This window comes from Amycolatopsis sp. NPDC001319, assembly GCF_042896185.1.
GTDB lineage: Bacteria > Actinomycetota > Actinomycetes > Mycobacteriales > Pseudonocardiaceae > Amycolatopsis.
Window position 1 is genome coordinate 1 of sequence record NZ_JBIAWY010000033.1, and the last position, 16,779, is coordinate 16,779.

Annotated in this window: 18 protein-coding genes and 1 pseudogene; 12 read left to right on the top strand and 7 right to left on the bottom strand. The window is 66.6% G+C overall.

The genetic code is table 11. The features are described 5' to 3' along the window. Positions 1-107 precede the first annotated feature (107 nt). A protein-coding gene (locus ACFY1H_RS49415; RefSeq protein WP_386956780.1) for an IS5 family transposase occupies positions 108-904 on the bottom strand; the annotation gives its coding sequence in 2 pieces (ribosomal slippage) (positions 108-560 and positions 563-904; 795 coding nt in all). A 477-nt stretch (positions 905-1,381) separates the two neighbouring features. Here ACFY1H_RS49415 and ACFY1H_RS49420 point away from each other — a divergent pair. Further along, positions 1,382-2,218: an alpha/beta fold hydrolase gene (locus ACFY1H_RS49420; RefSeq protein ID WP_386956765.1), complete on the top strand. Its 837-nt coding sequence runs from the start codon at positions 1,382-1,384 to the stop codon at positions 2,216-2,218. A 174-nt stretch (positions 2,219-2,392) separates the two neighbouring features. Further along, positions 2,393-2,749, top strand: a complete 357-nt coding sequence (locus tag ACFY1H_RS49425; protein ID WP_386956766.1) for a hypothetical protein — start codon at positions 2,393-2,395, stop codon at positions 2,747-2,749. On the opposite strand, the pseudogene ACFY1H_RS49430 reads toward ACFY1H_RS49425, so the two are convergent. Continuing rightward, positions 2,712-2,987: pseudogene (locus ACFY1H_RS49430) on the bottom strand (integrase core domain-containing protein); the annotation flags it as partial. The gene ACFY1H_RS49425 and the pseudogene ACFY1H_RS49430 sit on opposite strands and share 38 nt — an antisense overlap. A 68-nt stretch (positions 2,988-3,055) precedes the next feature. Between ACFY1H_RS49430 and ACFY1H_RS49435 the strand changes: the two are divergent. Then, on the top strand, positions 3,056-3,343 hold the full coding sequence (locus ACFY1H_RS49435) for a transposase (RefSeq protein ID WP_386956767.1): 288 nt from the start codon (positions 3,056-3,058) through the stop codon (positions 3,341-3,343). A 71-nt stretch (positions 3,344-3,414) separates the two neighbouring features. Further along, positions 3,415-4,509 (top strand): IS3 family transposase, encoded by a 1,095-nt coding sequence (locus ACFY1H_RS49440; RefSeq protein ID WP_386956768.1) that lies wholly within the window; start codon positions 3,415-3,417, stop codon positions 4,507-4,509. 218 nt (positions 4,510-4,727) lie between these two features. Here the strand turns inward: ACFY1H_RS49440 and ACFY1H_RS49445 are convergent, their stop codons facing one another. From ACFY1H_RS49445 to nthB, 3 genes are read right to left on the bottom strand one after another with little or no spacing between them, the layout of a single operon-like run. Beyond that, a complete protein-coding gene (locus tag ACFY1H_RS49445; RefSeq protein ID WP_386956769.1) occupies positions 4,728-5,066 on the bottom strand; it encodes a nitrile hydratase accessory protein in 339 nt (112 codons plus the stop codon). Beyond that, positions 5,063-5,659: a nitrile hydratase subunit alpha gene (gene nthA, locus ACFY1H_RS49450; RefSeq protein ID WP_386956770.1), complete on the bottom strand. Its 597-nt coding sequence runs from the start codon at positions 5,657-5,659 to the stop codon at positions 5,063-5,065. Before nthA ends, ACFY1H_RS49445 begins: the two co-directional genes overlap by 4 nt. Next, a complete protein-coding gene (nthB, locus tag ACFY1H_RS49455) occupies positions 5,656-6,333 on the bottom strand; it encodes a nitrile hydratase subunit beta (RefSeq protein WP_386956771.1) in 678 nt (225 codons plus the stop codon). The genes nthA and nthB overlap by 4 nt, the downstream gene beginning before the upstream one ends. A gap of 1,326 nt (positions 6,334-7,659) precedes the next feature. Between nthB and ACFY1H_RS49460 the strand changes: the two genes are divergently transcribed. Continuing rightward, the gene (locus tag ACFY1H_RS49460) at positions 7,660-8,433 is read left to right on the top strand and encodes a hypothetical protein (protein WP_386956772.1); all 774 of its coding nucleotides are present in this window, start codon (positions 7,660-7,662) and stop codon (positions 8,431-8,433) included. A gap of 481 nt (positions 8,434-8,914) precedes the next feature. Next, on the top strand, positions 8,915-9,361 hold the full coding sequence (locus ACFY1H_RS49465; RefSeq protein ID WP_386956773.1) for a hypothetical protein: 447 nt from the start codon (positions 8,915-8,917) through the stop codon (positions 9,359-9,361). Between the two features lie 1,441 nt (positions 9,362-10,802). Here the strand turns inward: ACFY1H_RS49465 and ACFY1H_RS49470 are convergent. Then, positions 10,803-11,315, bottom strand: a complete 513-nt coding sequence (locus ACFY1H_RS49470) for a macro domain-containing protein (RefSeq protein ID WP_386956774.1) — start codon at positions 11,313-11,315, stop codon at positions 10,803-10,805. Positions 11,316-11,869: 554 nt separating this feature from the next. Then, entirely contained in the window at positions 11,870-13,093 is a 1,224-nt protein-coding gene (locus tag ACFY1H_RS49475; RefSeq protein WP_386956775.1) for an MFS transporter, read from the bottom strand. An 80-nt stretch (positions 13,094-13,173) separates the two neighbouring features. Between ACFY1H_RS49475 and ACFY1H_RS49480 the strand changes: the two genes are divergently transcribed. The 6 genes from ACFY1H_RS49480 (at position 13,174) to ACFY1H_RS49505 (ending at position 16,690) form a co-directional block, all read left to right on the top strand. Then, entirely contained in the window at positions 13,174-14,085 is a 912-nt protein-coding gene (locus tag ACFY1H_RS49480; RefSeq protein WP_386956776.1) for a LysR family transcriptional regulator, read from the top strand. A 554-nt stretch (positions 14,086-14,639) separates the two neighbouring features. Further along, positions 14,640-15,002, top strand: a complete 363-nt coding sequence (locus ACFY1H_RS49485) for a hypothetical protein (protein ID WP_386956777.1) — start codon at positions 14,640-14,642, stop codon at positions 15,000-15,002. Positions 15,003-15,156: 154 nt separating this feature from the next. Continuing rightward, complete coding sequence (locus ACFY1H_RS49490) at positions 15,157-15,333, top strand: hypothetical protein (RefSeq protein WP_366589911.1); 177 nt, start codon at positions 15,157-15,159, stop codon at positions 15,331-15,333. A gap of 147 nt (positions 15,334-15,480) precedes the next feature. Then, positions 15,481-15,870: a hypothetical protein gene (locus tag ACFY1H_RS49495; RefSeq protein WP_386956778.1), complete on the top strand. Its 390-nt coding sequence runs from the start codon at positions 15,481-15,483 to the stop codon at positions 15,868-15,870. Between the two features lie 126 nt (positions 15,871-15,996). Then, on the top strand, positions 15,997-16,182 hold the full coding sequence (locus ACFY1H_RS49500) for a hypothetical protein (protein ID WP_366589916.1): 186 nt from the start codon (positions 15,997-15,999) through the stop codon (positions 16,180-16,182). Positions 16,183-16,201: 19 nt separating this feature from the next. Then, complete coding sequence (locus ACFY1H_RS49505) at positions 16,202-16,690, top strand: Imm26 family immunity protein (RefSeq protein WP_386956779.1); 489 nt, start codon at positions 16,202-16,204, stop codon at positions 16,688-16,690. Positions 16,691-16,779 lie beyond the last annotated feature (89 nt).

Below are 16,779 nucleotides of genomic sequence, written 5' to 3' on the forward strand. Positions count from 1 at the left end.
GTCACCATCTCCAGCACACAAGATCAACTACACGACCGTCGAACCCGAGCCTAACCGACACGCCGGTCGATTCATAACGAAGTGTCGTTGCAGTATTAGACAATGTCTCAGTAGGTGAGTTTCTTGTAGCAGGTGAGGGTGGCAGTGAGGGTGAGGAAGGCGCAGAAGTGGTTGGCGTGGCGGTCGTATCGGGTGGTGAGGCGGTGGTAGTCGAACAGCCAGGCGATGGATCGTTCGATGACCCAGCGATGTTTGCCGAGCTTCTTGCTCGACTCGATGCCCTTGCGGGCGATGCGGACCTCGATGCCGCGGTCGCGAACCCACTTCCGCAAGTCAGCCTGGTCGTAGACCTTGTCGGCGTGTAGTTTCCCCGGTTTGCGCCGGCGGGGGCCACGTCGGGATTTGATCGCGGGAATGGCCATGAGCAGCGGTTTGAGGGCATAGGAGTCGTTGGTATTGGCCGCGGACACCGCTACCGACAGGGGCAGCCCGGCACAGTCGGACAGGACATGGATCTTCGAGCCGCTCTTGCCACGATCGACCGGGTTGGGGCCGGTCATGGGTCCCCTTTTTTGGTTCGAACGGAGGCTCCGTCGTAGACCGCCCGAGACCAGTCGATCATGCCCTGACCGCCGAGTTCGTCGAGGACCGCGCGATGCAGCCGAGGCCACAGACCGGCCTTGGTCCATTCGGTGAACCGACGATGCGCGGTCGGCACGGTGATCCCGAACGACGGCGGCAGATACCGCCACGCGCACCCGCTGGTCAACACGAACACGATCGCCGTGAACACCGCCCGGTCATCCACCCGCACGGGTCCACCACCCTGCGGACGAACCCCGTGCTCCGGAATCAGCGGCTCCGCCAGCGCCCACAACTCATCCGGCACCAGCCGCCGAGACAGATCATCCACAACCCAAGATCATCCACCACGACCAGCCAAGCCCCTACTGAGACACGCTCTTAGTGTCGTTGATTGTTTCACTCTTGGGTTGAATTTTCCCCAAGGTGCGGCACTGGGATTTCATGTCGCCGGGTGTTGTCTTCACGTTAGTTGACACGTGTTTCGTGCGACTCGGATAGTCGAGTGTTCACTGGAGACGGTGGTGGTTGCTGAGTGGGTGAGCACTGCTTGTCGGGTCACGTTGTGGACGGCCCATGGTTGTGCCGATCTCGGTTTGAGAGTAGCGAGGATTGACTCGGCGACTGCGTTGTCGAAACGCGGCTCGGCGCAGAGATGGCTGGTCGCTCTCGGGATCGGAAGACGGAAGTGCCGCGTTCGTGCCCTTTGGGCCCTGTTCCGCCAGGGTCAACTGATTGTACACAATTAAGTTGTACCATTCAGAAGTAAGTAAGAAGTCCGAATTCCGAGGAGTCAGAGATGCGCACACGTACCCGCCTCACGAAGATCGTCGCCGCGACGATGGCGCTGGCCGCGGCCGCGGTGTTCGCCGCCGTGCCGTCGTCGGCGGCGTCGCAGGGGCAGGGGACGCCGCAGCACGGAAGCCACAAGGTGAAGCCGACGATCGTGCTGGTGCACGGGGCGTTCGCCGACGCGTCGAGCTGGAACGGTGCGGTCGAGCGGCTCGAGCGGCTCGGTTACCCCGTGATCGCGGCCGCCAACCCGCTGCGCGGTGTCGCGTCCGACGGGGCCTACATCAAGGCGCTGGTGGACAGCGTCGACGGCCCGGTCGTGCTGGTCGGGCACTCCTACGGCGGCTCGGTGATCAGTGCCGCTGCGCTGAACGACCCCAAGGTGCAGGCGCTCGTCTACATCGCGGCCTTCCTTCCCGACCAGGGCGAGTCCGCGGCTGAGCTGTCCGCGAAGTTCCCGGGCAGCACGCTGGGTGACACACTCCAGCAGGTCGCCCTTCCTGGTGGCGAGACCGACCTCTACGTGAAGCAGGACCTGTTCCCGAAGCAGTTCGCAGCCGACGTCCCGTCGGCGCAGGCGCGCCTGATGGCCGTCGAGCAGCGGCCGATCGCCGCGGCGGGCCTGAACGACGCCTCGGGCCCGGGCGCGTGGAAGAACATCCCCTCGTGGAGCCTGATCCCGACCGGTGACAAGAACATCCCGCCGGCGGCGCAGGAGTGGATGGCCAAGCGCGCCCACGCGCACACGGTCGTCGTCCCGGAAGCCTCGCACGCCGTGTTGGTCTCGCGGCCCGACAAGGTCACCGACATCATCCTCAGCGCGGTCGACGCAACCACCAAGTAACGCACTCAACGAGTGGAAAGCCCCGGCACCGGCCGGGGCTTTCCGTCTTAGCTCAGGCGCCGATCCGCCGCTCTAACAATGCGACCTGACGGCGGCCGATCAAGCGCGCCGGTGCATCGAGCGGGACCTTTGCGACGGCGCCCAGCAGCGGCTGGTCACGCTGGCATTGCGGCTATGCGTGGCGAAGCGCTGGTGCCGACGGAACTCGCCGAACTGGCCGCCGAGCTCGGCGACCATGCCAGCGAAGCCGCCGGGACGCTGTCCGAACTGCGCCAGACCGCGTGCGGCATCCATCCGGGCATCCTGGCACGGGAGGGATCCATCCGGCTGTCCGCTCGCCGCTCGACCTGCAGCCGCGGCGACATCTGCTGGCTTTGGTTCACCTTCCCGTTCAACCTCACCGGCCAGCCTGCGGCGCGCAGGTTGCGAGGCGAGCCCATCCCGGCTAGTCGGAGACCACGCCGAGAGGGCATCGTGACGACGAACTGGCTGGTTAGCTGTGATGTCCAGGGAGGTTGGTCAGTCGGGTGATGGGTGGTTGGCCTCCGCTGGCGCTGTGGGGTCGGTGGTGATTGTAGGAGTGCAGCCATCCGGGTAGTGCTTGTCGGCGCTGGGTTTCGAAGGTGTAGTGGCGGGCGTAGGCCCAGCCGTCGGCCAGGGTGCGGTGGAAGCGTTCGATCTTGCCGTTGGTTTGTGGCCGGTAGGGGCGGGTGTGTTTGGCGGTGATACCGAGTTCGGTGCAGGCGTGGCGCCAGGCGTGAGAGCGGTAGGGGTCTGCCCAGGGTCTGGTTGACACCTCACCTGTGAGGTTTCGGCCTCACCTGGAAGGATGTCACCGTGCCCAAGCCCTGCCCCCGCGAGTTCCGTGACGACGTCGTGGCCGTGGCCCGCTGTGGCGAGGCCCCGTTGAAGCAGGTCGCCAAAGATTTCGGAATCTCCGAGTCCTGTCTGGCCAACTGGCTGCGCTCCGCCGACATCGAGGACGGCACCCGGCCCCGCGTGACCGGCGAGGAGTCCTTTGAGCTGCGGGAACTGCGGAAGCGGAACCGGTTGCTGGAGCAGGAGAACGAGGTCCTGCGCAAGGCCACGGCCTACCTGGCGCAGGGCAATCTGCCGGGAAAATAGCCTTCCCGCTCGTCCGTGAACTGGCTGCGGTCGGCGCCCGTGTGCGGGTGTCGGCCGCGGTGACGTGCAGGGTGCTGGGCATCTCCCGGCAGGCCTACTACAAGTGGCAGTCGTCCCCGGTCTGTCAGCGGGACTGGGACGACGCGCATCTGATCGACGCCGCGCTCGACATCCACGCCGACGACCCGGCCGACGGTTACCGGGTTCATCGCCGACGAACTCGCCCGGCGCGGGTTCACCGCCTCGGAGAACCGGGTGTGGCGGATCTGCTCGATGCAGCAGATCTTCTCGCTGCACGCCAAGAAGAAAGGACGTTCCCGCAAGGCGGGGCCGCCGGTGCACGACGACCTCGTGCGCCGCGACTTCACCGCCACCGCACCGAACACCAAGTGGCGACCGATATCACCGAGCACCCCACCGGCGAGGGCAAGCTGTATCTGTGTGCGGTCAAGGACTGCTACTCCAACAAGATCGTCGGATACTCCATCGCCTCGCACATGCGAGCCTCGCTCGCCCTCAGCGCGCTGCGCAACGCGATTGCCCTGCGCGACCCGCGGGATGTCGTGGTCCACTCCGACCGCGGCGCCCAGTTCCGGTCGGCGGCCTACCGGTCCCTGCTGCGCAGCCATGCGCTGACCGGGTCGATGGGCAGGGTCGGCGCCTGTGGTGACAACGCCGCGATGGAATCGTTCTTTTCCTTGCTGCAAAAGAACGTTCTCGACACGCGTCGTTGGGAGACCCGCGAGGAGCTGAGGTTGGCGATCGTGTCCTGGAGAAGTACCACCGCGAACGCCGCCAACGCGCCCTGGGCAAGCTCACCCCGGTCGAGTTTGAGACCATCTACACCACCGCAGCAGCGGCCTGAGAAACAGCCAGCTCCGGTGTCAACCGAAGTCTGGGCAGACCCGACCAGCGAAAGGGACCAAGCGGGGAGACGTCGCGCCCATGACTGCGTTGCTTTGCCGGCACGGGCTCGAACCTTGGACTCGAGGGTTGTATGTCGGCAGGCGTTGAGTCGTGGTGCGCTGTCGGCCACCGTGGCGTGGATGTGGTGCGTGGTGATGCTGGGTCTGGCGCCGTGTTGGCGGTTGACCACTAAGCGGGAATGCACCGCGCGCGGGAACCCGGAGAGGTCGGTCAGTGTCGGAGACCACGCGGGCAAGTGACGTGCCTCGTTCACCGCCGACGAGGCCAACCGGCTGCATCGCGTGCGGGGTGGCGGTTGGTCGGGCGCGGAACTGCGGCTGCCAGCTTGACGGCGTGTTCGCCCTGACGGGTCTCGAGCGTGCTGGTGCGTTCTGTGGTCGGCGAGGTGACCAAGTCGCGGGCGTTCATCGCGGGTCGGCTGAATTGCTAGCCGGTCTCGCCGATCGGCCGAGGATGCTCAGCGCGGGTGGGGATGATCGTGACCGGCGGGACGTTCGGCCAGCAGGCGCGATACGCCCTCTACATCACCGGCGGCCAATGTGCCTTTGTCGACCAGCACATCCTCGAGCGCGGCGAGCCAATGCCGGTAGTAGCTCCACTCGTCGGACGGCGCGGCCTCCCAGGCGGCAATGCGCGCGATCAAAGCGGCTTGGAAGTCCGACCACGGGAAAACACCTGATTCGTGCAGGGTGACGGCAACCCCGAAAGCCCGGCTCTCCCACGGCTCGGCGAACAACAGCTCGCCGTTGCTCCGCGGTGGCGCCGCGGGGCCGTCAATGTCCAGCGGCGTGGTCACGCTACCGCCACCTTCGCGACCCCCACCATCGAATCCCGCGTCACCAGCGAAACGAGCTCCTCCTCGGAGAGGCCCTCGGTGCCGGCCGGGCGCTCCGGCAACACCAGCCAGCGCACCTCGCTGCTGGAGTCGTGCACCGTGATCTGCACGTCGTCTTCGAGCTCCAGCCCCATCTCCGCCAGCACCTTCCGCGGCTCACGAACCACCCGGGCCCGGTAGGCCGGATCCTTGTACCAGCCCGGCGGCAGCCCCAGCAACGACCACGGGTAACACGAGCACAGCGTGCATACCACGACATTGTGCGACTTCTCGGTGTTCTCCACGACGGATATGTGATCACCCTGCGGCCCCGGGAAACCGAGCTCCCCGATCGCGGCTGTGCCGTCCTCGAGCAGCCGGCGGCGGTACTCCGGGTCGGTCCACGCCTTCGCGACCACCTTCGCGCCGTTGAGCGGGCCTACGCTGGTCTCGTACCTGGCGATGATGCTGTCGATCACGGCGGGGTCGATCAGGCCCCGCTCGGTGAGCAGCTGTTCGAGCGCCTCGGTGCGCAGCGACGGGGGCAAGCGCTCGGCCGATTCTTCGCTGGTCATGCAACTTTCTCCAGATAGCTCTCGTACAGTTCGATGGTGACGGCGAACGCTTCGGCGTCGGTGCCGGGCCCGGGAGGCCACAGCTCGCCCGACTCGAATCGCACCGTGTAGACATACTGTGGATTTTCACCCAGGAAGTGCGCGTTGGTGTCCGGGAAGACCGCCGCGAGCTGGATCGACTCGACCACACCCACGTGCCCGCGCACATACCGGGCGAGCCTGGTATGCCCGGCCGGCGAGATGTTCTTCGCTCGCACGCACTCGCCGGGCGCGAAGGCCGGCGAGACGTCGACGGTGCGCTCCGCGCCCGGTGCGGTCGCTGCGTAGTCCGGCTTGTGCGGTACCGGGACCGGCGGCTCCTCGACGTTTTCGCCGCGCAGGTTCCGCGCGCGAGCGTCGATCGCCCCCGGCTGCAGAATCGCGCTGTCGGTGAGCATCACCTCCGCGCCGTTGAGCATGCGGCCGAAGTACGTGTCGTCCAGGTACGCGGCGCGATCCAGTCTCTCCACCGCGTGCCGGGACGCGTCGACGTTCATCCCAGCCACCCCGATCGAGAGCAAAGCCAGAGCCATGGCCCGGCCGCTCCACGGCTCAGGGAAGATCGGCTCGTCGGGCCTCGGTGGGTGGACCGGGCCCCAGCCCGGCGTACCGCCCAGATCAGCGATCCCGTCCATGGCAGCATCCTCTTCTAGAGTCCGCACTCTGCCAGATGCCAGTGCTAACACCGCGACAGTTCACGAGGTGGCGGTGAAACAAACCGAACCTAGCGCCAGCGGTGTCAACTTTCAACGGGAAGATGTGGTGGAGAACGTCGTCGGTGATCGCCGGCGGGGCTTACGTCAATACCTCGAACCACAAGATCATAGTTGACAGGTTTCCGGATTTCACGACGTGTGAACCGCGTCACTGCTAGAACCGGCCTCTTGTCAAGATCTGTGGGGTCGATTGTCGCAATCTGAGGATACGTATCGAATTTCGTGCAGGCCTATCAGGCGATATTGGGCAGTTGTGCGGCGAGGGGCGCGGCTGCTGTCGCACCGGCGCGAGCGGCTCGCTGTGGTGGCCGGTGCGGGGAGCGCCGGCATGCAGCTGATGACCTGGACACTCGACATCGCCTGGGGTTGGGAGTGGATCAGCGCGGACGTGGCGGCCTTCGGTTTTGAAGAGCCACCGAGAAGCCACTGGCCAGCCGGTGTCCGTTGCGCGTAGGTCCGGAAAATCGGCGGCTGGACGGCCAGAACCCGCAGAGTCGCGCCAAGCTTGTATGGACATTTCAGATGATCCGCGCCGACCTCTCGGGCAACCAGTTAACTCGCCGAATCAATCGCTCGGCCACCGCCGACAGAACTCGCTGTGCCGTAGGCATTGCGCGGCGGCGAGGCTTCTCTCCCCAGGCGGGTGATCGTTCTAGGGCTGGGGGCGACCTGGATGTCGCAGCAGACCTCGGCAGCAAGCTGTCGGCTGAGTTCGCTGGCTCCTGAGCCTATGTCAGGGTGGGGCGCGGTGATCCCTGGACGTGCTGCCACCACCGACGACGGCATCCTGACCGTACCGGTCTGAGGTGCCACGTTCCTTCTGATCAGCACGCGTATCGTCACGGACTGTGAATGTCGAACTCGTATAGTAATGGGTTGGACTGCTGGCTGTCGCCTTGCAGGCGAACGAGGGCCTCGAAGCGTGCTGCGCGGACGTCGATTCGTGTGGGCGCAGCGCCGGGGAAGACCTCGCCGGCAGGTTGGGGGACGGCCTGCCGGCGAGGTCGTGCACGGTTGGGAATGGCCGCTCGGTTGTTCAGGCGAAGATCGGCGATGCCGTGTTACCAGATCATCGGTGGTTCAGGCTCAGGCTGGTCGAGTTGGTCTGTGACCGGAAGCCCTCCTTTGGTGCCGGGCCGTCCGACCTTGCAGAATGCTGATCACGTGGGGCGGGGGGAGAACCGCCGACGCCGCCAGTCATCAGACCATGGCGCGAGACGGTGCAGCAGGAAGGCGGAACCGGCGATGACTTACCCACCGCAGCCCGGGCAGGGCGGCCGGCCCGGCCCCTACGGCCAGGGCTGGCAACAACCCGGCCCGGGCGGGCAGCCGGGATGGGTCCCCAACGCCCAGCAGCAGCCAGGTCAGCAGTCCGGGCAGGCCTCGAACGCCCAGCAGTACGCACAGCCCTATCCGGGAACCCAGCCGTACCAGCAGCCGGCCTGGGGCCCGAACCAGCCGTACGGCGGAGGTTACGGCGGCGGCCCACAGCCGCCGAAGAACAACAACACCGGGTTGTGGATCGGCATCGCAGTGGCCGTGGTGGTGGTCGTGGTGGCACTCGGCGTCACCGGGTTCGTCGCACCGGGTTTCTTCCTGAGCAAGGGCTCCTCGAGCACCGCTGCACAGACGCAGAACCCCGCCTCGCTTGGGCAGACGGCGCGGCCGCAGCCGACGGAGTCGAGCCTGCCTACCGGTGAGACCGCCGCCCCCGGCACCGGCGGCTCCTCACAGGCCGACGGCAAACAGTTCGTCGGTGACTTCGTGGCCAAGCTCAACGCCAAGGACGCTGCCGGCGCCCTCGCCATGGGTTGCCAGGGCATGGACCTCTTGAAGGACGACATCGGCAAGGTCACCGGCGGGCAGCCGCAGCTGACGGTGAAGGACTACAGCGGCAGCTCGACCCTCGTCGCGCACCTCGGCGGTTCGCTGTCCGGAAAGGACATCAGCGGCTCGGTGCAGGCCACCAACATCTACGGCAACTGGTGCGTCCAGCTCCTTTTCGTGCTGAACTACTGACGCGTGGGTCCCCACCGATGTGGACGTTGGTCAGTCCGTACTACTGCTGGCTGGGGTCGGCAGCTGGCCCCTGCCCGACCCCGCCACGAGCCGCGGTAGCGCCACGATTTGGAGCTGAAGCGTGCCGACCAGTGAGAGAAGTGGTGCACATTCGGTGATGCCGGTCTCCGCATGAAACGTCTCGCTGCCGAGTGCCGTGCACGCCACATCTGTGGGCCACCTGTCGGACATGGCGACGCATCGACGCGGGCTTACGGGCGTCGTGAACCACGGTGACAGCGAACAGGGGAGCGGGCATGGCCGAGGACGAGCAGGTGTCGAAGAAGTGTTTCCGCTGCCAGAAGTGCGAACCCGGTGAGGGGTGGCGTGCTTCTCCGGACTAGGGCTGGGCTCGCCTCGGGGCCAGGAACTACTGTCTCGAGCATGGTCGACCACGATGCCTTTAGTGCCACCCGTAAGGGTTACGACGCTGCTGCCGCCCATGCACGATGACCTGCCCGAAGAGGTCCGGGCGTTGTTTACCGATGACGAGCTCGCCGAGATCGCGGAGAACAAGCCCGAGCCGGGCGACAATGGCAAGCCTGACGCTATCGGCTTGAGTCGAGCTTGGTCGCTGCACGTCGAGAAGCTCGACCGAGATCGCGGGCTACCTCATGCCGATCGCAGTGTCTGGACCGAGCATGACCTGGCCGGGGCGCTCTTCATGCGCGACTTTGTGGAGGACGCACTCCGCCGGCTCAGGCCCGGGCTCGCTGACAAGGTCCGTCGGTACGTCACGGCGGGCGATGACCTGTTCCGGTCCTTCACTACCGACGACCCGGGCGACCGCATCGCGAAGATTGCTCGGATCGACCTCGCCGGTCGGGGGTGGTGGTGGTTTCGCGTGCCCATCTCCGGCCCAATCGTGCAGGACCTGGCCAAATACTGATCGAGTAAGTGGTGTCGACGCAGACGGCGCGCGTCCGAGGTAGTCCGGTCAACCGTGCTGTTTCGGGCCGCAAGATCGCGATCGAGACCTTCATCGTGCCCTCGGAAGAGGTCCTGCCCCGACCCAAACAGGTCTCGGCCCAGGCGCGCTGAGCCTGCAGTCCAAGCGCCGCGACGCGGCGCGGTTTCTGCGCACGGGAGTGCGATCTCGGCGGCCAGATCCACGCTGAGGAAACCCCGAGACCAAGCTTTCGGCGTTGCCGATGTGGTCCCCAGCCCCCAGCGACCGAACCCGCGCGGAGCGGCCCGTGGCGCTCCGAAGAGTCGACTGGGCCGCTCTCGCGGGGATGTCGTGAGGGGCCTGCCGCAACGGGTGACCCTCGAGCCTGTAGACCGCGGTCGCGACGAGTGGCAGCGTGTTCACAGTGGTGGCGTAAAACGCGACGCAGGTAGGGCTCGTAGTCGCGGGAATCGGGGACGGCGTTCCAGGCGGTCATGACGTTCCTCGAGTACCGGAGATGTGATTAGCTAAGTGTTCTGTGTGAGCGCTGCGGCCAGCGGGCAAGCGGGCATTGGTGATTTGTAGCGCGACAAGGGTTCGGTCGCGGTGCTGTGCTCCGCGTCGGGGCGAGCGGTCGGCGCCTCATTCTTCGGGGCGCTGGTGGTCGCGACCACAGCGTTCGATGGCCGGCCTGCGGTTGCTCGCGATGGGCTGCGACGTGCTCCACGCTCGGCGGGCGCAGCTCGGCGAGGGTACGGTTTGCGCTGGCTCTGATCCCCTATTCGGGGGATCCTGCCAAACCCAAGGGATTATGGCCGGAACGCTCGCCGATTACCTGCGTTTTCGCAGGTCAGCACATCGCTGGCCCCAGGAGGACTCATAATCCCTTGGCCGTCGGTTCGAGCCCGACCCGGCCCACTACCTGCGGTTATTGCTTCTGGGTGTCCCGTACAGCGCTTGAACTCCAAAGGGCGCCGCACGTACGGTCGATCTCCTGATCACCCAGGAGCCGGTCGCGCTGGACGACGTCCGGGAGCTGCTGCCCGACTGGAGGCGTCTGGTCGACGAGAAGCTGTCGTCTGAGAACACCCACAGGCACCTTTAGCTCCACATCATGCATCTGCCGGAGCGGCCGACTTCGCAGTCGACCCAAGGCGCAAAGATTATCGACGTATCAGAAGGTGCCCTTGATCCAGATCCGGGAATTCATGCGGCTGTGGAGCACGCACTGTAACGCGGGGCCATTATCGTAGCTGCGAGGGGAAATAACGGCGACTGTGGAAACTCTTCCCAGTGTCCTGCTGCGCTTCCCGGTGCCGTGGCTGTCAGTGGTGTCGTTGCAAGTAACAAGTTCTGGCCGGAGAGCGCTTCGGGTCCGCAAACTACGTTCGCCGCGCCGGGAGTGGCGATCCGGTCGACGAACGATCATGGGGGATATTTGTCAAGCGGTTGGCTCGGGTTTGCGTGGGGCGGGTTGCGGCCAGTCGTAGATGGTGACAGGGATGTTGTGACCGATGAGTTCGTCGATGATGAGTGGTTCGATGAGGTCCCAGCGTCCTCCGGCCAAGCCGGTGCCGATGCGGGGCATGTGGATGCCGGCGGTGAGGTGGGTGGCGTGTGTGGCGAGGTGGCGCAGGCAGTGGCGTAGTGCGTCGTAACGGATGGGAGGACCAGAGCTCCGGCTGGTCTTGACCCCGTGTTGGCCGATCATGTTCGCGACCCAAACGTCAGGTGTCACCTGGACGAGCTGGGTCGCTCCGAGTTCGAAGTCGTTGCGGGCCTGGTCGTGGTGCCAGCGGCGGTAGGCGGCTTCTGGCTCTGGCCAGCGCTTGGAGATCGCGAGGACGAACCCCGTACCCCATCCACCGCGGTCGTTGCATATGTGGGCGATGATTTTGGGGCCCTCGGTCTGGGGGCTGGTCGCGTCGCCGGTCACGTAGTGGATGTCGGCCATGGTCGGAGACAGTACGCGGGCATACCGACAGAATTGCCGGTTGCGGGAGTGAGGTGTCCTTTGTGGAACTTGTCAAGCCACGCCGGAGTGCAGCCTGGTGCGTTGCTGACAGTTGAGGGTGTGGCGCGCATTGCCGGGGCAGACCCTTCCCCTTGCCGGAGCCTTGCGCGGTCGGCCCGCGGAATGCGACGAACTGGCCGCGCTGTTCGGGGCTGAGGTTGCCGGTGGCGACGTCGGTGGCGACGTCGGTGGCGGCGACGAAGTCGGCGATTTGGTCGTAAACGCCGGTGGCGCTGGCGCGTTCCCAGCCAGGGGCGAGCTGATCGGCAAGATCCGGACAGGGGCGCCCGGTGGCATGGATTGCGCGGTACGGACAGAAGTAGCTCGCAGCTGTGGACTGAGGCATGGCGAGCACGAGACTGGCCAAAGTGATGGTCACCGCACAAAAGACAGCCGTCGTTCGACTCGGCGTGCGGGTTTTCTCCGTGATCCGTCCGCGCCTGCTGTGGGATCGGCGTGTTTCCGCCGTGACGGCCAGGCCGACAGCTTGTCGGTCAGGCGGTGATCCGGGGTTTCGCCGGTGCCAGCTTGCGCATCGAGATCGCCAGGACCAGGACAACCAGGATGAACGCGCCGACGTAGAGCGAGACTCCCGGCCACCCATCGGCGCTGTAGGCCAGTCCTCCGATCGAACCTCCGACGCTGGAGCCCAGGTAGTAGCAGAACAGGTAGACCGCCGGGCCTTGCACGCCGAGCGTCGCGGCTCGAGGGCCGACCCAGCCGCTGGCGACCGAGTGCGCCGCGAAGAAGCCGACGGTGGTGACGACGAGCCCCACCACGACGACGGCGAGGTTATCCGCCAGCATCAGCGCGATCCCGACCAGTGTGATCGCCGCGGCGACGGGCAGCATCCGGGGCCGCCCGAGCGTGTCGACGAGCCGGCCGGCGACGGTGGAGGCCGCCGAACCCGCCAGGTACACCACGAAGATCAGCCCGACGACGACCTGGGACAGCGAGAAGGGCGGGGCCAGCAGGCGGAAACCCAGGTAGTTGTAGATGGTCACGAAGCAGCCCATCAGCAAGAAGCCGACCGCGAACAGTCGCACCAGCCCGGAATCCGTGAACGACCGGCCGATCGCCGCCGCCAGGTGCCGCACGCGCGGCGGGCTGGGCTCGAAGAAGGCCGAGGGCATCACGCTCACCCGGAACAACACCGCGCAGCCGAGCGCGACGACCCCGACGCTCCCGAGCGCCCATCGCCAGTCCGACACGTCGAGCACCAGGCTGGCGATGACCCGCCCGGCCAGCCCGCCGATGCCGTTGCCCGCGATGTACAGCCCCATCGCCGTACCCAGCGAGCGACGGTCGATCTCCTCGGACAGGTACGACATCGCGGTCGCCTGCAGCCCGGCGAGCGCGAGCCCCTGCAACGCCCGCAGCACGAGCAGCACCGTGAAGTTCGGGCTGAACGCCTGCGCGACCCCGAGCGCTGCCGCGGTGAACAGCGAAGTCGTCATCACGGGCGTCCGTCCGACGACACCCGACAGCGCGGTCAAGGGGATCACGCCCAGGGCGAGCCCGGCGGTGCCGAAGGACACGGCGAGGCTGGCTTCGGCCGGGCTGAGCCGGAACTCGGTGCTCAGCGCGGGGAGCAGCGCCTGGACGCAGTAGAGCGTGGTGAAGGTCGCCAGCCCGGAGGCGAACAGCGCGAGGGTGATGCGCCGGAAGCCGGGCGTGCCGCGGAGGTGTCGCAGGATCTCGGTCTGCGTCTCTGTCACGTGGGGCAACGGTAGGCACGGGCGTATTATTCGTCCAATGCGAGATACTGGCTTGACTCATCCGCGAGTGGATTGAACTGATGGACGATCAGCTGACCGCGAGAATCACGGAACTGGCTCCCCGCGTCGCGCTTCTGGAAGCACTCGCCGAGGAGAGCAACCTCACGCGCGCGGCGGCGCTCGCCGGGATTCCGCAGCCGACGGCGAGCCGGTGGCTGACCGAACTGTCCGACCAGCTGGGCATCCCCGTCTTCAGCCGCGCCGGCCGCGGCATCAGGCTCACCCGCGCCGGCCGGCTCCTCGCCGAATCCGGGCGCAGCGCCGCCGCCGAACTCCGGCTCGGTTACCGGGCCGCCCTGGCCGACGCCTCGCCTGGAAGCGGCCACGTCTCCGTGGCGTTCCTGCACACCATGGGCGGCGTCCGCGTTCCGGAACTGCTGGCCGGCTTCCGGTCCGCACATCCCGGCGTCCGGTTCACCCTCATTCAGGGCTCGGGCGAGGAGATCCTGCAACACCTGCACACCGGCGAAGCCGACCTGGTGCTCACTTCACCCCTGCCCACCGACGACCACGCCCTGGAATCCCGTGCCCTCACGGAACAGCCGCTCGTGGCGGTCGTCCCGGCCGGGCACCCGCTCGCCTCTCGTGCCCGCGTGCGCCTGGCCGACCTCGCCCGGTTCGAATTCGTCGCCCTCAAACCCGGCTTCGGCCTCCGCCGCATCGTCGACGGCCTCCTCGCCTCCGCCGGATGCGCCCCGAAGATCTCGTTCGAAGGTGAAGAAGCCGACACCCTGCGCGGCATGGTCGCCGCCCGGCTCGGTGTAGCCGTCCTCCCGGAATCGGAACCCTTGCCCAACCCGGGCACAGTGGAGATCCCGCTGAATCCACCCGCGTATCGCGAGATCGGCCTGGTCTGGGCGGCGGGCCAGCCACTCCTGCCGGCGGTGCGGGTGTTCCGCGATTACATCACCGCCCGAACCCACCCGGACTGAGTCCAGTTTCGTCTGCGGCAGACGCGATCGGGCTCGTATGGGCGATGCGTAGTGTTCATCGGCGAACGGATGTTCAGGCGGCGCTCGACGAAGTCGAAGCCTGTACGTCGGCGAGCGAGATCGGCAGAAGCCGCACCTTGACAAGGTCGCCCTGGGACGAAGCACCTGGACTGGTCGGACGCCCCTCGTGTGTTCCCGGACGCGAACAACACGCTGCGCGTGCTGCGATACCTGTGCGACCTCTACAGGAAACCTTGCCGGCCGCCGGGCCGGCCACCGCGCGCCCGGCAGCCGACGAGCTCGCCGACCGCCGGTCGGGCGCCCCAAGTCTCACCCGGCCCGGACGTCGCCGGCGGATGCCCCGACGCCGAGGTGATTCCGTGACGCGCGCAGCGTCGGCGCCTCGCCCGCTGCGTTCGCTTGCCGCCTGAACAGCCGACCGTGGCCGCGTCCGCTGCCCGAGCGTGAGCAGCTCGACCTGTGGGCCGCCACGGTCCGCCGCGAAGTCACCGAGATCAGGAGGTTCCCATGGCTGTACCTCGTCACTGGCGACCATGCGGCGGCACGACTACTTCGCCGTGCTGCTCGTTACTGCCGCCGCGTATGAAACCGTGCGCGCGAAGCTCGACCGCGTCACCAAGTCGGCCGAGTCGGGAAGGATCTACCGCATTCTGCGGTACCGCGTGGCCGCGCTGAGAGCGGCGCCGCAGGACGAGGTTGCTGAGCAGCCGAGCGCGCAGGAGCCCGAGGTGTTGACGGTCGTCGCCGAGGGCCTGGCTGAACCTGCGATCGCACATGCCCCGTGCACCTTCACCGAGAAGGCCGGGACGCACGTCACCGATATCCTCGGCTCGCACGACCGCGCGAACGCGGTCCACCTCGCACATGAGCGCGCGCTCCTCGACGGTGCCCAGTGACGGCCGCCACGGTCTCTGGCAAGAGATCCAACGCCCGCACTCGCCCAGGAACTACCCACCCACGCCGCTTCTGCGAGGCAAATCCGGCGAACCATGCCGAAGCTCCGGCCACCGCCATGCCATCCGCAGCAGCAGTCCGTTCACAGGAGACCCCGTGGCGCCCCAACAGACCCCATCGGCCCAGTTGACCATTTCGCGTCGCGAAGCCGTGCTCATCGTCCTCGTGCTCGCGGTCGTGCTCGTCGCCGGCACCTCCGGCCCCGCAGACGCGTTCCTGCTCGTCGTCGCCGCCCTGTTTCTGTCCACGATCAGGCTTGCGGATCAACAATGAAGCTGCGTTCCAGGACGTTCGGTCCTCGGTGGTGAACCGGGTCGAACACGGGGTGATTCCATTCCCGTGCACGCCGGGCACCAAATTCGTGGTTCGAGTGCTGGGGCATACTCATGTTCGCCCCGGAGCAGACAAGGACAAGCCACTGTGGACTACCGCAAGCTGTTCACCGAGATCCACCGGCGCCCGAACATGTACGGCCTGGACGGCAGCTACCACGACTACTGCACGTTCCTGCTGGGCGTCGACGCCGGCAACGACGGCCAGTTGCTCACCGGGTTCACGGAGTTGCTCGTGCCGCGGGTCGGCGGCGGCAACAACCTGAGCTGGGTCTCATTGGTGCTGCACCTCGCCTTCCCCGACCGCACCTCGGGCTGGCGCGACGAGGCCGCCGGCAAGGGCAAGCAGGTCGCGGTGGATCTGCTCTTCTCCATGCTGAACGAGTTCTTCGACAAGCGCGACGCCCACCGCGGGACCGCTGCCATCTTCGATGACTACCTGATCTGGTTGAAAGCTCAATCCTGGCATCGCCCATGATGGTGGCGGCGCAGTCCAGCGGAGAGCTCAGGTGACACGACGCGGGGGCGAGCCAGGAACATTCTGTACGACGGCAGCTGGCCGGTACTCGGGCGGCTTCCGGCCTGGGACAGGGACGATTGGCGCATGCCGGTCTTCGTGCACAAGGATTCCCTTGCCGGCCGGTACAGTCTCCTCGAGTTTCCCGGAGACGACCCGGGCGAGCGGCCGACGCGGCGTACGATCACCGCAGCCGAGGCTCAGGGGTTGCCCGAGTCGGGCAGTGCGGGTTCGGGGTTCGTGGAGCAGGTCCTCGCGAAGCTGCTGTCTTGAGCCGAAACGAGGAGCTCGAATGACGCGGCGTGGAGCGAAGCAGAAATACCGCGAAGGGGACTGGTTCACGGTTCCTCTCGAGGGTGGCACGTTTGCCCTCGGGCTGATCGCGCGCAGCACCAAGAAGTCGCACTCCATCTTTTTCGGATACTTCTTCGGTCCGGCTCGAGCGTCGATTCCCTCGCTGTGGGACGTGGCCGACCTGTGGCCGGCCGATGCAGTCTGGGTCGGGATGTTCGGCGACGTCGGACTCCACGACGGGACCTGGCGAGTGCTCGGCCGGACGCCCGGATGGGATCGTGACACGTGGAAGATGCCGGCCTTCGTCCACAAGGATGTGCTCGTCCCCGGACGTTGGGTGCTTCGCGAGTATCCGGACGAGGACCCGGGTGCCCGTCCGGTCGGACGGCGGATCGGCGAAGCTGAAGCAGTGGGGCTTTCCCGGGACGGTCTTGCCAACGCGGCGCTCGTCGAGCTTCGGCTGACGCGGCTGCTGACCGAGGCCTAAGGGATGTCTCGTAACTGGTCTTGTGGTTGATGGGGCTGGTGTTGTGGATCAGTCGGTGAGGAGGATGTTGTGGAGGTGTGCGATTCCGG

Coding starts and splice junctions, on each gene's coding strand:
- ACFY1H_RS49425 (WP_386956766.1), top strand. CDS start 2,393: ATGCGTGGCGAAGCGCTGGTGCCGACGGAACTCGCCGAACTGGCCGCC.
- nthB (WP_386956771.1), bottom strand. CDS start 6,333: ATGGACGGGATCGCTGATCTGGGCGGTACGCCGGGCTGGGGCCCGGTC.
- ACFY1H_RS49420 (WP_386956765.1), top strand. CDS start 1,382: ATGCGCACACGTACCCGCCTCACGAAGATCGTCGCCGCGACGATGGCG.
- nthA (WP_386956770.1), bottom strand. CDS start 5,659: ATGACCAGCGAAGAATCGGCCGAGCGCTTGCCCCCGTCGCTGCGCACC.
- ACFY1H_RS49470 (WP_386956774.1), bottom strand. CDS start 11,315: ATGGCCGACATCCACTACGTGACCGGCGACGCGACCAGCCCCCAGACC.
- ACFY1H_RS49485 (WP_386956777.1), top strand. CDS start 14,640: ATGCGGCGGCACGACTACTTCGCCGTGCTGCTCGTTACTGCCGCCGCG.
- ACFY1H_RS49465 (WP_386956773.1), top strand. CDS start 8,915: ATGCACGATGACCTGCCCGAAGAGGTCCGGGCGTTGTTTACCGATGAC.
- ACFY1H_RS49480 (WP_386956776.1), top strand. CDS start 13,174: ATGGACGATCAGCTGACCGCGAGAATCACGGAACTGGCTCCCCGCGTC.
- ACFY1H_RS49500 (WP_366589916.1), top strand. CDS start 15,997: ATGCCGGTCTTCGTGCACAAGGATTCCCTTGCCGGCCGGTACAGTCTC.
- ACFY1H_RS49460 (WP_386956772.1), top strand. CDS start 7,660: ATGACTTACCCACCGCAGCCCGGGCAGGGCGGCCGGCCCGGCCCCTAC.
- ACFY1H_RS49505 (WP_386956779.1), top strand. CDS start 16,202: ATGACGCGGCGTGGAGCGAAGCAGAAATACCGCGAAGGGGACTGGTTC.